Genomic DNA, 14794 nt, shown 5'->3' on the forward strand with positions numbered 1-14794 from the left:
TAAATTTTCAGCAAACAATGCCATGATTTTGTCAGAAACACCAATTCTTAACCAATTTGCCCATCAACGCCCCCGCTGACAACCGCAAACTCTAACTGCGGCGAAAGAGGTTGCTAATGGTCTGAAACACGAGATCAAAGTCGTAGCAGACGCTTTGATGGCGCTGATAGATCAGATCAAGCTGCGCCTTGCGCGGGACACAGACGCGACAATAGACATGATCGGTTTCTGCCGCGGTCTCGCAGCGTGACAGCAGCCGTTCTTCATGTTTGTGAAACCGGATTGTGGCCAGACCGGTAACGCCGGGCCGGGATTTCAAAACCTTGCCGTAAACTTCGGGGAAACGCTCAACGTATTCACGCAGCGGCGGACGGGGGCCGACAAAGCTCAGATCACCGCGCAGGATGTTCCAAAGCTGGGGAAACTCATCCAAGCGCCGCGCCCTGAGCCATGCGCCCGTGGGGGTGATCCGCGCGGCCTTGTTGCCGCCCGACACGCCCTGATCCTCTTCGGCCACGGTCATCGTGCGCAGCTTCCAAAGCTTGAAACTCTCTTCCGGCGTTTTCATCCGCTCGGCCACATGGAAAAGTGGCCGTCCCTCTTTGACCAGCAGCCAGACCAGCAACCCCAGAAGGATCGGCCCCAGGATGACGACAAGCAGGCTGGCGAAGAACAGATCGAAAATGCGCTTGCGCCAAGTCATTGATGGGTCTTCATCGTTTGTTCATATCCTGCTGCCATTCTCGCACCAAACCGGCGGGCGTTTGAGTTTCTGGCGTGAAATCGACGTGGCGTTCAAGTGCCTTCGTATCCAGCCGCACCTCGGGAATGGCGGAAGCAGGGGCCGGCTTGGGCTCCCACGCCAGCCCCGCCGCATCCAACAACGCGCCCATTTCCACCGCGCCGGGTGCCGCGATGTTCAGAATGGGCGGCAGGTGTTCTACATGGCAGAGCGCGTGGAGCACCCGCGCCAAGGTCACCGGCCCGATGTAACTGCGGCTTGGCGTGCGGCCATCGGGGAAGCGATCAATCTGCATGCCCGGCCGCCAACCGCCGAGGATCGCATCCGCCCCCGCTACGTTGCCGATCCGTAGCGCGGTGACTGCGGTCTCGCCGCTCGCCTCTTGCACTGCCTTTTCCATCGCAAGCTTCTGTCGGCCGTAATCCGACAGCGGAGCGCAGGACAGATCCTCTTGCAGCGGGCCGCCCTCTGCACCGTAGACCGCCGCCGATGAGGCGACGAGAAGCCGCGGGACCCCCGCCGTCTCTGCCAGTTTCAACGCAGCTAAGGCGAGGGTCGCATTGTCTTCCAAAGCGGCATCACAAGCACCCGCGTGGGCCGGGGTCACACCTGCCAAAGAGATGATCGCCCTTGCCCCACGCGCGGCTGCGAGGGCCGCGTCGCTTGGGCTCTCTTCCGCATTCGGTAGCTTGAAATCATAAAAGCCAGGCCGCGGCTCTCTAGACTGGCTGCGCAGCGCCTGCGGCTCTGGCCAATGACGGCGCAGCATACCGCCCAATCGGCCCGTCGCACCTAGCAAAAGCACGCCGTTAAAGATCACAGAGCTGCCCGGACACGCGCTGTCTTTTGAAATCATTGACGCCATATGTTCAGCCTCTATCCTGAATGACTAGAATTTCGGATGGGGACCGGCTTTACAACATCCTTTGCAAGCCACCAATTTACACTGCATACAGGCACAAGTACCCCGGTTTACCGGTGAAACACCAGAAAGCGACTGCGCATCTTATGAAGCACCTGAGCAAACTGTTCCTCTTGGCCCTGATGGCCCTTTCTCTGGCGGCTTGCGGCAACCTCCCCCGCGGTGCGGCGATCGAGAGAGAGGTAACGAAGGAAGCAGCCGCTCCTGATGCCGATATCGCCGTCTATCCGGTTACCCGAGCCTTTCTGCCCAGTGTGGCTCAGTGGCCCAACACTGGCGAGCGGCGCCATGGCTGGATCGGTGCCAGCCGAGGATCGAACGCCCAGGTCATCCGCCCCGGTGATCGGCTGGACATTCTGGTTTGGGACAGCGGCGACAACTCGTTGCTGACATCTCCGGCTCAGCAAGTTGCCACCCTCCCCGGCATTCGCGTCTCGGAAAGCGGCACCATCTTCATGCCCTATATCGGCAAGGTCAGAGTCTCGGGCCGCACCCCGGATTCAGCGCGGCAGTTGCTCCAACGCCGGCTTGAGACAATCGTGCCTGCGGCACAGGTGCAACTGGCGATGACCGAGGGTCGCAGCAACTCTGTCGATCTGGTGAGCGGCGTGAGCAGCCCCGGCAACATCCTAATGCCGGACAACAACTTCACCGTTCTCGCCGCAATCTCGGCTGGCGGCGGCGTGCTCTCCAGTATCGAAAACCCGCAGGTCAAACTGCTGCGCGGCGCCAATATCTATACCACCTCGATCGACCGGCTTTATGAGAACCCAAGCCTCGACACCCGGCTGATCGGGGGCGACAAGCTGATCATCGAAGATGACCGCCGCTACTTCCTGTCGCTGGGTGCCGCCGGGCGGGAGGCACAGTTTCCCTTCAACCGCGACGAAGTCTCGGCGCTGGACGCATTGGCAATCATCGGCGGGGTGAACGAATCCCGCGCCGATCCCGAAGGCATCCTGATCCTGCGCGAATACCCCGCCAGCGCGGTGAGTGCGGGCGTGCGCGGCCCGCGCCGCACGCGGGTGGTGTTCACGCTGGATCTGACCACATCCGACGGGCTGTTCTCGGCGCGGAATTTCCACATTCAATCCGGCGATCTGGTGCTCGCGACGGAAAGCCCGCTGTCGGACACCCGCACCATTCTGGGCCTTGTCGGATCGGTCTTCGGGCTGGTGAATACCGCCGGAAACCTCGGCAACTGACCTAGCCGATCCGCTTGCCCTCAGGCACCAATGCGTTGATCTGCGCAAGGTGTTCGGGCAGGCAGCGGGTCAGGAAATCGTAATTCTCGACCACATGGGCCCGCGCCGCCGGGCCGAGATGGGCGTGATCCTGCGGATGGGCGAGCACCTCTACCACCTGCGCTGCCAGCGCATCGGGGTCGAAGAAATCCACCAGCAGGCCGGTTTCACCATGGGTCACGGCCTCGCGCACCGGGGCCACGTCGGAGGCGACGATCGTGGCCTGCATCGACATGGCCTCGAGCAAGGACCAAGACAGCACGAAGGGCATCGTCAGATAGATGTGACAGCGGCTGATCTGCACCAGCTTCTTGAAGTCGGGATAGGGCACTTTGCCCACGAAATGCACGCGGTCCCAATCGACCCGATCCTGCAACTCCGCCGCCATCTCTCCGCGCAGACCGCCGGGATGATCGCTCTGCTTGCCGTAGGAGACCTCATTGCCGCCGACGATCACCACCCGCGCATGGGGCCGCTCTGCCAAGATACGCGGCAGGGCGCGCATCATCGTGTGAAAGCCGCGGGTCTTTTCCAGATTGCGCGCGACATAGGTGATGATCTCATCCTCGCGCGTCACGGGCCGCGCCAAACGCCCCAGACGCAGACTGACATCCGGATCGGGCAAGAGCTGATCGGTGCGGATGCCGTCGTGACAGACATAGAGCTTGCGGTGAAAGCTCTCGGGAAAACGGTCGCGCTGCCAATAGGTCGGGCAATGGCCCAGATCGACGGTTTCGATATTGGCCAGCGGTACGATGTTGCGGGCATGGTTGAGGTAGGGCGCATGGGCCGAGATTTTCTCGGCAGGGTCAAAGCCCACCATGCCGCCGGTCATGTTATAGTAATACTCGAAATAACCGATGATCGGCACATCCGGCCAAAGCTGTTTGAAGAAACTTAACTCCCCCCAACCGACGTGGCCGATGATGATGTCGGGGCGAAACTCCTCTCGCGTTTCGATCTGCTGGGCGGCGTTGACGGCGCCGAACCCATTGCCTGAGGCTTCCTCCCAAATGCGCGAGAGACCATAGGCCTTCTCGTCGGGGCGGTGATGGGGGCGGTAGACACGGGTTTCGACCCCCGGCAACTGCGGCGCATTCTGACGTTGGGTCAGAAAATAAATGCGATGCCCGCCCGCCTGCGCCAGCCATTGTATCAATTCCCGGTATTGGCCGGGCATGTTCTGGTGCACAAAGAGAAAATTCATATAATCGTTCCGTAAATGCCTTGCGCGCCAGTTAGCCGCAAGCGGCGCGCTCTGGCAACATCGCGCGCCCTTTCCGATGGCGTGATCGCTTGAACCTCCCCCGGCCCTATGTCACCTTTGGACATGACAGATAAAACGTTCCCCTCTTGGCCCGATGTGGCCGCGCAATTGGTCGAGGTCGCCGCCGGACGGCGCGCGGCCGATACGATCATCACCGGCGGCACATGGGTCAATGTGCACACCCGCGAATGCCTGCCCGACCATGACATCGCCATCGCCGCCGGGCGCATCGCCTTTGTCGGCCCCGACGCGAGCCATTGCCGCGGCGATGATACCCTTATCATCGCCGCCAAGGGCCGCTATATGGCGCCCGGCCTTTGCGACGGGCATATGCATATCGAGAGCACCATGCTCACCCCCGCCGAGTTCGCCCGCGCCGTGATCCCGCATGGCACCACCTCGGCCTTCACCGACCCGCATGAGATCGCCAATGTGCTGGGCCTCGACGGCGTGCGCATGATGCACGACGAAGCGCTAATGCAGCCCATTAACATCTTCACGCAGATGCCCTCCTGCGCGCCCTCGGCGCCGGGGCTGGAGACGACCGGCTTCGAGATTACTGCCGAGGACGTGGCCGAGGCGATGACATGGCCCGGTATCGTCGGTCTGGGCGAGATGATGAACTTCCCGGGCGTCAGCAACGCAGATCCGCAGATGCTGGCCGAGATCGCGGCCACGCAACGCGCGAACAAGACGGTGGGCGGGCATTACGCCTCGCCCGACCTTGGCCCCGCCTTCGCCGCCTATGTGGCCGGTGGCCCGGCGGACGATCACGAGGGCACCTGCGAGGCTGACGCCGTGGCGCGGATGCGGCAGGGCATGCGCTCAATGATCCGGCTCGGCTCCGCGTGGTACGACGTGAAGACCCAGATTACCGCGATTACCGAGAAAGGGCTCGATCCGCGCAACATGATCCTGTGCACCGATGACAGCCACTCGGGCACCATCACCAACGAGGGCCACATGAACCGCGTGCTGCGCCATGCCATCGACTGCGGCTGCGACCCGCTGGTGGCGCTGCAGATGGCGACGCTCAACACCGCCACGCATTTCGGGCTGGAGCGCGAGATCGGCTCGCTCACCCCGGGCCGCCGGGCCGACGTGATCCTGACCTCGGACCTTGTCTCCTTCCCGGTGGAGATGGTGATCGCCCGCGGCGAGGTCGTGGCCGAAAGCGGCAAATGCCTTGTCGACTGCCCGCATTACGACTGGCCCAGCAGCGCGCGCAACACCGTGAACATGGCGCGCGACCTTGCGGCGGCGGACTTCGACATCCCCGCCCCGAGGGCGCCAATGCCGTCACCGCCAATGTCATCGGCGTGGTCGAGAACCAAGCCCCGACCCGGGCGCTGAAGTTCGAACTGCCGGTGACCGAAGGCCGCGTGCAGGGCACCGGCGAGGTCTGCCAGATCGCGCTGGTCGAGCGCCACCGCGCCACCGGCACGGTGACCAATGCCTTCGTCTCGGGCTTTGGCTACGAGGGGCGCATGGCCATGGCCTCGACCGTGGCGCATGACAGCCACCACATGATCGTCGTGGGCACCGATGCCGAGGAGATGGCCCGCGCCGCCAACCGCCTGCGCGAAGTGGGTGGTGGCATCACCATCTTCCGCGAGGGCGAGGAACTGGCGCTGGTGGCCCTGCCGATCGCCGGGCTGATGTCCGACCGCCCCGCCGCTGAGGTCGCCGCCGATGCCGAAGCCCTCGTTCAGGCGATGATCGACTGTGGCTGCAAGCTGAACAACGCCTATATGCAGCATTCGCTCTTGGCCCTTGTGGTGATCCCCGAACTGCGGATCTCGGACCTTGGGCTGGTCGATGTGCAGAAATTTGAAATCATACCTTTGTTAGAGCCGCAAACATGACAACGATCCTGACCCCGGACACCCCGAACCCGGAAAGCTTCCGCGATGCGACCGCTGCCGTGGACCGTCTGACCGAACTCTATCAGCAGGCCACCACCTTCCTGCGGGAGTCTTTTGCCAAGGCGATGGAGAGCTCGGCCCCCGATGCCCGCGTCCGCGCCTTTTACCCTGAGCTGCGGTTTCGCACCTCCTCCTATGCGCATGTGGATACGCGGCTGTCTTTCGGGCATGTCTCCTCTCCCGGCACCTTTGCGGCGACGATCACCCGGCCCGATCTGTTTCGGAACTACCTGATCCAGCAAATTGGCCTGTTGATCGAAAACCACGACCAGCCGGTGATCGTCGGCCCTTCGACCACGCCGATCCCGGTGCATTTCGCCATGTCCGGCGACAACGCGCTGAACGTGCCGCAAGAGGGGCGGCGGACTTCACCCTGCGCGATGTCTTTGACGTGCCAGATTTGTCGACCACCAATGACGATATCGTCAACGGCACCTATGTGCCCGAGGATGACGTGCGACCGCTTGCCCCCTTCACTGCGCAGCGGGTCGATTACTCCCTCGCGCGGCTGGCGCATTACACGGCCACGGATCCTGAGCATTTCCAGACCCATGTGCTGTTCACCAACTACCAGTTCTATGTGACGGAGTTCGAGCAATACGCCCGCGAGATGCTGCGCGACCCGGAAAGCGGCTATACCGCCTTCGTCTCGACCGGCAATGCCGAGATCACCGACCCCGATGCGCCCTTGGCCGAAACGCTGAAGACGCCGCAGATGCCGACCTATCACCTCAAGCGGGCGGATGGGTCGGGCATCACGCTGGTCAACATCGGCGTCGGACCGTCCAACGCCAAGACGGCGACGGACCACATCGCCGTGCTGCGCCCCCATGCATGGCTGATGGTCGGCCACTGCGCCGGTCTGCGCAACACGCAGGCTTTGGGTGATTTCGTGCTGGCGCATGGTTACCTGCGCGAGGATCACGTTCTGGACGACGACCTGCCGGTCTGGGTGCCGATCCCGGCGCTGGCCGAGATCCAGATCGCGCTGGAGCAATCGGTGGCGCAGGTCACCCAGCTTGAGGGCTATGAGCTGAAACGCATCATGCGCACCGGCACCGTCGCCACCATCGACAACCGCAATTGGGAGCTGCGCGACCAATCCGGCCCGGTGCAACGGCTGAGCCAGTCCCGCGCCGTGGCGCTGGATATGGAAAGCGCCACCATCGCCGCCAATGGCTATCGCTTCCGGGTGCCCTATGGCACGCTGCTATGCGTGTCGGACAAACCGCTGCATGGGGAGTTGAAACTGCCCGGCATGGCCTCGGACTTCTACAAAACTCAAGTCGCCCGCCATCTGATGATTGGCATCCGCGCCATGGAGTTGCTGCGCCGCATGCCGCTGGAGCGGATCCACAGCCGGAAACTTCGGTCCTTCGACGAAACGGCGTTCCTATAGGGCTGGAAACAGCGGAAAATCGCATGTTTTCGCGTTTATAGCGCCACAATTCGTTGTGTTATCCCACAACATACCGTTACATTCCGGCCATGAGGCCCTAAAAAGCGGGCAGTCTAAGGAGAATAAAATGGCAAAACCGATGACCAAGACCCAGCTCGTTGCTGCTCTGGCAGAAGAGATGGACACCGACAAGAAATCCGCAGGCGCAGCGCTCGACGCCGTTTGCAACCTGATCACCCGTGAAGTGTCCGCCGGCGGTGCCGTGACCCTGCCGGGCGTTGGCAAAATCTATTGCCGTGAGCGCCCCGAGCGGATGGTCCGCAACCCCGCCACTGGTGAACAGTTCAAGAAAGACGCCGACAAAGTGGTCAAGATGACCATCGCGAAGGCGCTGAAGGACAGCGTGAACGAGTAAGCCTTGGGCTGAGCGTTTACGAAAGGGTCGTCTTCGGGCGGCCCTTTTTTGTGAGAATACTGAGCGCCGTCGCCCGCCCGCATCTTTGCGATCTCGCACCTCTTCCGTATAAAGATACCACAAGACAGGGTCATCGCCTGCCCGCGGGTCGGCGATCCAACGCTAGCTTCGTGCCACTTTATGGCTCAGCCATGATGTGCGGTCGCGAGGTTCTACCCAGCCTCGCCATATCGCCTACCCGGGGGCGGGCAGGCGATGGCCCGGCGCCTACGGCTTGTCTCCGGGCCGGGTGGTATACATTAAAGCCGGACATTCCTACCCCTCCTCCACAACATCCCACCAAACCCACCTTGCCCTCCCCTACAAACCCGCCATTCCTTAGCAAGTTCAGCACAGGGGCATTTCATGGACATCCGCGCAATTCTCATGGGGCTGGCCTTTGCCGTGATGTGGTCCTCGGCCTTCACCTCTGCCCGCATCATCGTGATGGACGCCTCTCCCCTGCTGGCCCTCTCCCTGCGCTACCTGATCTCGGGCCTGATCGGCGTCGGCATTGCGCTGGCCTTGGGGCAAAGCTGGCGGCTCACCCCCGCGCAATGGCGGGCGACGATCATCTTCGGCGTGCTGCAAAACGCGGTCTACCTCGGCCTGAACTTCATCGCCATGCAGACCATCGAGGCATCCCTCGCCGCGATCATCGCCTCGACCATGCCGCTGCTCGTCGGCTTCGCCGCTTGGGCCTTCTTGGGTGAAAAACTGCGCCCTCTGGGCATCGCCGGGCTGTTTGCCGGTGTCATCGGCGTCGCCATCATCATGGGCGCGCGCCTTGGCGGGCAAGTGGACCTCTATGGCCTCATCCTCTGCGCCGTCGGCGTGGTTGCCCTCACTGCTGCCACCCTGCTGGTGCGCGGCGCGACCTCGGGCGGAAACTTCTTGATGGTTGTGGGCCTGCAAATGCTTGTCGGCTGCGTCGCCCTCTCCATCGCCACCGCGCTGTTCGAAACGCCCCGGATCGACCCCAGCCTGCGCCTGACGCTCGCCTTCGCCTATACCTGCCTCGTGCCCGGCCTTGCCGCCACCGTGGTCTGGTTCTGGCTGGTCAACCGCATCGGCGCCACAAGGGCGGCGACCTTTCACTTCCTCAACCCCTTCTTTGGCGTGGCCATCGCAGCGCTGCTGCTGGGCGAAACGCTGGGGCCGCGCGACATCCTTGGCGTCGCGATCATCGCGGGCGGCATCCTCGCCGTCCAAGTCTCGCGCCAGCGCAGGGCGTAACGCCAGTGTGAGGCGCACCCCCTTTGAATTTCACCGCCACACCCCATCTAATAGGCCAAGCCCATGAACGGAGGACGCCATGCCCCAATACGAGAAAACCAATGCCGCGATTGACGCGCTGAGCCCCGAAGAATTCCACGTCACCCAACGCAGCGGCACCGAACGCCCCGGCACCGGCAAGTACCTCGACAACAAGGAACCGGGCATCTACGTCGACATCGTTTCGGGCGAGCCGCTCTTTGCCTCCTCGGACAAATACGAAAGCGGCTGCGGCTGGCCGAGCTTCACCAAACCGATCGAGCCTGCCTACGTTGAAGAGTTGGAAGACGCCTCGCTCGGCATGGTCCGCACGGAAGTGCGCAGCAAACACGGCGACAGCCACCTTGGCCATGTCTTCCCCGATGGCCCGCCCGACCGGGGCGGGCTGCGCTATTGCATCAATTCCGCCTCCCTGCGCTTCATCCACCGTGACGACATGGAAGCCGAAGGCTATGGCGAATATCTCAACCAAGTGGAGAATGTGACATGACAACCGAACGCGCAGTATTGGCCGGGGCTGTTTCTGGGGCATGCAGGACCTGATCCGCCGCCGCCCCGGCGTGGTCTCGACCCGCGTCGGCTATACCGGCGGCGACGTGTCCAATGCGACCTACCGCAACCACGGCACCCATGCCGAAGGGATCGAGATCATGTTCGACCCCGCGAAGACCTCTTACCGCGAGCTGCTGGAATTCTTCTTTCAGATCCACGACCCGACCACGGTGAACCGTCAGGGTAACGACATCGGGATGAGCTACCGTTCGGCGATCTACTATGTGAACGACGAACAGAAAGCCGTCGCCGAAGACACCATCGCCGATGTCGAGGCCTCCGGCCTCTGGCCCGGCAAAGTGGTGACCGAGGTCGAGCCCGTGGGTGATTTTTGGGAGGCCGAGCCCGAGCATCAGGATTATCTTGAGCGGCTGCCCAACGGCTATACCTGCCACTTCCCGCGCGCCGATTGGGTGCTGCCCAAACGCGACGCCGCAGAATGAACCGCAGCCCCCGGCCCCGCGCCGGGGGTTAGCCCACCGCCACCCGAGGGCGGCCCGAAGCTTCGACGGTCAGCGCGGCCTCCACGAAAACCTCCCGCCCCTCGACATCCGCCAGCCGGATATCCCGCGTGACATGGCATTCGATTTCCGCCGCCCCGGCTGCCCGCGCGCGGGCGCGGGCGGCTTCGGTCAAAGCCCGCTCCGCTTGGGTCAAAGCGCGTTCAGCGGTCGGGAAATCCTGCGGGCCATTGGCGAGGTGGAGGCGAAACACCCCCTCTTGCGGTACGGTGATGGTCGCGCTTTCGCGCATGATGACCCGGCCCACCACCGCGCCGATGGCATTGGCGACATGGGCGTATTTGGGCAAGATCATCTCACTGCCCAGCCTTTTGCCCACTGGCGGGTAGTAGGTCGCCGCCGAGGCGCCCAGTCCCACAACTGGCAAATTCAGCCCCGCATCAATCCGCAGCACGCCACGATGGCCCGACAGGCCACGCTGCATCAATACATGACGCGCCAGAACCTCTGGCGGCAGGTCGAAACCGGGGGTTTCCTCGGCGAATGCAGTTTCTAACAAAGCCAAAGTCGTCTGTTCGGTCAAACGGTCGAGGATAATCTGGGCGAGGTCATCAGGATCGGGGCAGAACCGCAGCCCCGAACCGCCGCGCTTGCGCCCGAACAGGGTCAGCGCCTTGCGCGCGGCATCGGCATCCCATGCCCAAAGATGCCCTGCCACATGGCTCGCATCGGTGGGCGTCACCCCCGCCAGTTGCACCAGCCCGCGTGCCACCAACCGCGCCAAAGCGCTTTGGTCGACCCGATTGCGCAGCACATCCCCCAAGGGCCAGACATCGCCACCGATCCGCTCCAACAGCGCCATGTCGCGCGGGGCCAGACCTTCGGCCCCCTGCCCCTCTACGGCACGGACAAAGCGGCCATCATGCTCTGCCACCACGCTGCGGCGCAGCTGCGCATCCAAGGCGCTATGCACCACCTCCGGCGCGTCGACCGCGATGAGAGAGATCGGCAGCAGGCGCTTCGGCCCAAGAGTCACGCCTGCGGTTAGACCCTGAGACGTGAAATGCACCTCGCTGTCGCCGCCCAGCCCATGGGTGCGCATCGCGACCGCCTCGACCATGGTTCGATAGGGACCGACCTGCGCGCCTGCCGGGTCAATCGCCGGGCGACCGTCGCGCAATAGGGCCACATCGGTCGTCGTGCCACCGATATCCGACACCAGCGCCGTCTCTGCCCCAGTCAACCAGCACGCGCCCACCAGTGATGCGGCAGGGCCGCTGAGGATGGTCTCGATGGGCCGTTCGCGGGCCTGTGCGCTCGACATCAGGGCGCCATCGCCGCGCACCACCATCAAAGGCGCGTGGATGCCTAGACGGCGCAGCTCATCCTCTGCTCGTCCAATCAGCCGGTCGATCATGCCGATCAGTCGCGCGTTCAACAGCGCCGTAAGCGCCCGTTTCGGCCCGTTCAGCTTGGCTGAGAGACTGTGAGAGGCCGAGACCGGACGCTCCGTGACCTCTGCCACCAGTTCTGCGACCCGCTGCTCATGCGCGGGGTTGCGCGTGGCAAATTGGCTGGCCACGGCAAAGCCGCTGACCTCTGCCCGATGTGTCTCTAAAAAGGCGATCAGGGCCGGTTCGTCCAGCGGCGCCGCCTCTGCCCCCGCGTGATCATGCCCGCCGGAGAGCAGCAGACAAGGGTCGCCCCGCAACGCCTCCGACAGCCCATGCGCTTCAAGATCCGCCGCCCGAAACCCGACATAGATCAAGGCGACGCGCCCACCCTGCTCTTCGACCAGCGCATTGGTCGCCAGCGTGGTCGAGAGGGCGGCCATGGCGATATCTTCCGCCGCCACGCCGGATTGGGCCAAAACCGCGCTGACCGCCTTGCCAACGCCGACGGCCAGATCGGCGCGGGTGGTCAGCGCCTTGGCGGTGGCGATCACCTCGGTCTCATCGCGGATCAGCACCGCATCCGTATAGGTGCCGCCCGTGTCGACGCCCAGTAACACCGCCATGGGCGTGCCTCCTATGCCAAACGCGCCGCCGCCCAACGCGCGGCATCGGCCACGGTGGGGTCAGCGTCTTCGGTCAGTGATTGCGCCACGGGGCGCAGCCGCGCCAGCCCGGAGTTGCCGATGGCATAGAGCACGTTGCGCACGAAACGATCCCGCCCGATCCGTTTGATCGGAGAGCCGGAATAGCGCGCGCGGAAAGCGGTATCGTCAAGGCCCGCAAGCTCGGCCAGATCGGCGGGCTGCACCGCCGGACCGTGATAGCGCATATCGCTGGCCGCCACGGCGAATTTGTTCCACGGGCAAGCGGCAAGGCAATCGTCGCAGCCATAGATCCGGTTGCCCATCTTCTCACGCAGGTCCAGATCGACCGGCCCTTTATGTTCGATCGTCAGATAGGAAATGCAGCGCCGTGCGTCGAGTTGATAGGGCGCGGGGAAAGCATCCGTGGGACAAGCCTCAAGACAGGCCCGGCAAGAGCCGCAGTGGTCCACCTCCCGGGCGTCGGGCGGCAGGTCGAGCGTGGTGAAAACAGAGCCTAAAAAGGCCCAGTTTCCGAACTTCCGGCTAAGCAGGTTGGTGTGTTTGCCCTGCCAACCGAGCCCCGCGGCCTGCGCGAGCGCCTTTTCCGGCACCGGAGCGGTATCGACGAAAACTTTCACCTCCGGGTCCAACGCGCGGGCCTCTTCCATCAGCCACCGCGCCAGCCGCTTCAGCCGTTTCTTGACGATATCGTGGTAATCGCGCCCCTGTGCGTAGACCGAAATCCCGCCCTTGCCGGGATGCTCCAACACCGCGCGGGGTCATGTTCGGGGGTGTAGCTTTCGGCCAGCATGATGACGGACCGCGCCTCGGGCCAGAGGGCGGCAGGGTTGCCGCGCCACTGCATCCGCTCTTCCATCCAGCCCATCTGCCCGTGAAACCCGGCCTCGACAAAGCGGGCGAGCCGTTCGGGCACTTCGGGCACGTCTTGCGGGCGGCAAATGCGGCAGGCGACAAAGCCTTCCTCAAGCGCCCGGGCCACCACCCGCGCCTTCAGAGCCTCCGGCCCGATCTCGGCGCAGGGGGCGGCAGGCATCAGAAGTCGAGGTTGTTGTAATGAAGCGGAGGCGGGAAGCCCGGCAGTTGATCGGCGAGGATCGAGCGGAAAGCCGGGCGCGACTTGATCTTGGCGTACCAATCCTTGACCACGTCAGAGCGGTTCCAATCCACGTCCGAGATATAGTCGAGCGACGACAGATGCGCCGCGGCGGCGAAATCGGCCAGCGTCATCACATCGCCCGCCAGCCAGCGGCGGTGATCCAGCAGCCACGCCATGTAATCGAGGTGATATTTGATCGCCTTGGCCCCGGCCTTGACGTTCTTGCTGTCCGGGTAGCCCTGTTTGGTGACCTTCTTGTTGACCCGCTCGTAAAGCAGTTTCGAGGTCACCTCGTCGTGGAACTTGTCGTCGAACCAACTGACCAAACGCCGCACTTCCAAGCGCTGCACCGGGTCACTGGGCAGCAAGGACGCCTCGGGGCGGGTCTCTTCGATATATTCACAGATCGCGGCGCTTTCCGCCATCATGATCCCGTCGAGCCGCAGCACCGGCACCTTCCCCGCCGGGTTGCGGCGCAGAAAATCGGGGTCTTGTTCCCAATAGCGCTCCTCGACCAGTTCCACCTCGATCTTCTTCTCCCCAAGGCTGAGCCGCACCTTGCGACAGAAGGGGGACAAGGGAACGTGAAACAAGCGAGCCGTCATATAAAGTCCGTGTGGTTAAAGGGATTGCACTCTTCCATGCCTGCTGGCGCAGGGATTTTCAACTCTCGAAACAGGCGGCGCGACCGTCCGCGCGGATGGTCGCCGCCCCGTCCATGATCTGCGCCGTGCGCTTGCGGGTAAAGTCACCGGGGCGCGAGGCGGAACGCTCTTTCGGGTCGGGTAGGATCGCGGCAAGGCGGGCGGCTTGCGTTGCACTCAGGTCTGCCGCCGCGACGCCAAAGTAATGCGGCGCCGCCGCCCCAACGCCAAAGACACCTTCGTCGAACTCGGCCACATTCAGATAGACCTCGATAATCCGCCGCTTGGGCCAGAGGGTTTCGACCAGCGGGGTCATCCCGGCTTCAAGCGCTTTGCGCAGCCACGACCGGCCATGCCAGAGGTAGACGTTCTTGACCGTCTGCTGGCTGATCGTCGACGCCCCGCGGGCCGAGCCGTTTTCAATCGCGGTCCGGATCGCCTGCATGTCAAAGCCCCAATGATTGCAGAAATTCGCATCCTCTGCCGCCACGGCGGCGCGGGCCATCACGGGGGCGATCTGTTCCAGCGGCACCCAGTCCCGCTGCACCCCGCCCAAACGGCGCGATTCCGAGAACATGTAGAAACCCGTGGGCGGATTGACGAAGCGGAACAGCAGCACCAACAGCACCGCCAAGAGAAAGGCCAGCGCCAAGGCGCGCAAGGCCCAACGGCGCGCGCGCTTCTTGAGCGGGAGGCTGCTCTTGCTCGATTTCTTACCCTTGGGGGCGGTCTTTTTCCGTGTCGCCATGGATCA

Annotated in this window: 10 protein-coding genes and 4 pseudogenes; 7 read left to right on the forward strand and 7 right to left on the reverse strand. The window is 63.5% G+C overall.

Features of this window, described 5'->3' with window-relative positions; all coding sequences use genetic code 11:
• Positions 1 to 91 precede the first annotated feature (91 nt).
• Together CUR85_RS06920 and CUR85_RS06925 are read right to left on the reverse strand one after the other, a co-directional pair.
• Positions 92 to 703 carry a sugar transferase gene (locus tag CUR85_RS06920; RefSeq protein WP_067265005.1) on the reverse strand — a complete coding sequence of 204 codons (612 nt, stop codon included), beginning with the start codon at positions 701 to 703 and terminating at the stop codon, positions 92 to 94.
• A 10-nt stretch (positions 704 to 713) separates the two neighbouring features.
• Entirely contained in the window at positions 714 to 1562 is an 849-nt protein-coding gene (locus CUR85_RS06925; RefSeq protein ID WP_169306056.1) for an NAD-dependent epimerase/dehydratase family protein, read from the reverse strand.
• Between the two features lie 224 nt (positions 1563 to 1786).
• On the opposite strand from CUR85_RS06925, the gene CUR85_RS06930 reads away from it, so the two are divergent.
• Positions 1787 to 2869: a polysaccharide biosynthesis/export family protein gene (locus tag CUR85_RS06930; protein WP_280322409.1), complete on the forward strand. Its 1083-nt coding sequence runs from the start codon at positions 1787 to 1789 to the stop codon at positions 2867 to 2869.
• A gap of 1 nt (position 2870) precedes the next feature.
• Here the strand turns inward: CUR85_RS06930 and CUR85_RS06935 are convergent, their stop codons facing one another.
• Positions 2871 to 4115: a glycosyltransferase family 4 protein gene (locus CUR85_RS06935; RefSeq protein WP_067262139.1), complete on the reverse strand. Its 1245-nt coding sequence runs from the start codon at positions 4113 to 4115 to the stop codon at positions 2871 to 2873.
• A gap of 123 nt (positions 4116 to 4238) precedes the next feature.
• On the opposite strand from CUR85_RS06935, the pseudogene ade reads away from it, so the two are divergent.
• From ade to msrA, 6 genes and pseudogenes are all read left to right on the forward strand, one after another.
• A pseudogene (gene ade / locus CUR85_RS06940) lies at positions 4239 to 6040 on the forward strand (adenine deaminase).
• Positions 6037 to 7499 (forward strand): annotated as a pseudogene (locus tag CUR85_RS06945) (AMP nucleosidase). Before ade ends, CUR85_RS06945 begins: the two co-directional pseudogenes overlap by 4 nt.
• 127 nt (positions 7500 to 7626) lie before the next feature.
• Entirely contained in the window at positions 7627 to 7914 is a 288-nt protein-coding gene (locus CUR85_RS06950; RefSeq protein WP_007118569.1) for an HU family DNA-binding protein, read from the forward strand.
• A 405-nt stretch (positions 7915 to 8319) separates the two neighbouring features.
• Positions 8320 to 9189: a DMT family transporter gene (locus CUR85_RS06955; RefSeq protein ID WP_067263847.1), complete on the forward strand. Its 870-nt coding sequence runs from the start codon at positions 8320 to 8322 to the stop codon at positions 9187 to 9189.
• 79 nt (positions 9190 to 9268) lie between these two features.
• Positions 9269 to 9718 (forward strand): peptide-methionine (R)-S-oxide reductase MsrB, encoded by a 450-nt coding sequence (gene msrB / locus CUR85_RS06960; protein WP_067263849.1) that lies wholly within the window; start codon positions 9269 to 9271, stop codon positions 9716 to 9718.
• Positions 9715 to 10223: pseudogene (msrA, locus tag CUR85_RS06965) on the forward strand (peptide-methionine (S)-S-oxide reductase MsrA). Before msrB ends, msrA begins: the two are co-directional and overlap by 4 nt.
• 28 nt (positions 10224 to 10251) lie before the next feature.
• On the opposite strand, the gene CUR85_RS06970 reads toward msrA, so the two are convergent.
• The 4 genes and pseudogenes from CUR85_RS06970 to mtgA form a co-directional block, all read right to left on the reverse strand.
• Positions 10252 to 12258, reverse strand: coding sequence for a hydantoinase/oxoprolinase N-terminal domain-containing protein (locus tag CUR85_RS06970; RefSeq protein WP_067263853.1), 2007 nt, complete (start codon positions 12256 to 12258; stop codon positions 10252 to 10254).
• Between the two features lie 11 nt (positions 12259 to 12269).
• Positions 12270 to 13333 (reverse strand): annotated as a pseudogene (gene queG, locus CUR85_RS06975) (tRNA epoxyqueuosine(34) reductase QueG).
• On the reverse strand, positions 13333 to 14001 hold the full coding sequence (fzlA, locus tag CUR85_RS06980; protein WP_067263858.1) for an FtsZ-binding protein FzlA: 669 nt from the start codon (positions 13999 to 14001) through the stop codon (positions 13333 to 13335). Before fzlA ends, queG begins: the two are co-directional and overlap by 1 nt.
• 58 nt (positions 14002 to 14059) lie before the next feature.
• Positions 14060 to 14788 (reverse strand): monofunctional biosynthetic peptidoglycan transglycosylase, encoded by a 729-nt coding sequence (gene mtgA / locus CUR85_RS06985; protein WP_067263861.1) that lies wholly within the window; start codon positions 14786 to 14788, stop codon positions 14060 to 14062.
• Positions 14789 to 14794: the final 6 nt, after the last annotated feature.

This window comes from Sulfitobacter faviae (genome assembly GCF_029870955.1).
GTDB lineage: Bacteria > Pseudomonadota > Alphaproteobacteria > Rhodobacterales > Rhodobacteraceae > Sulfitobacter > Sulfitobacter faviae.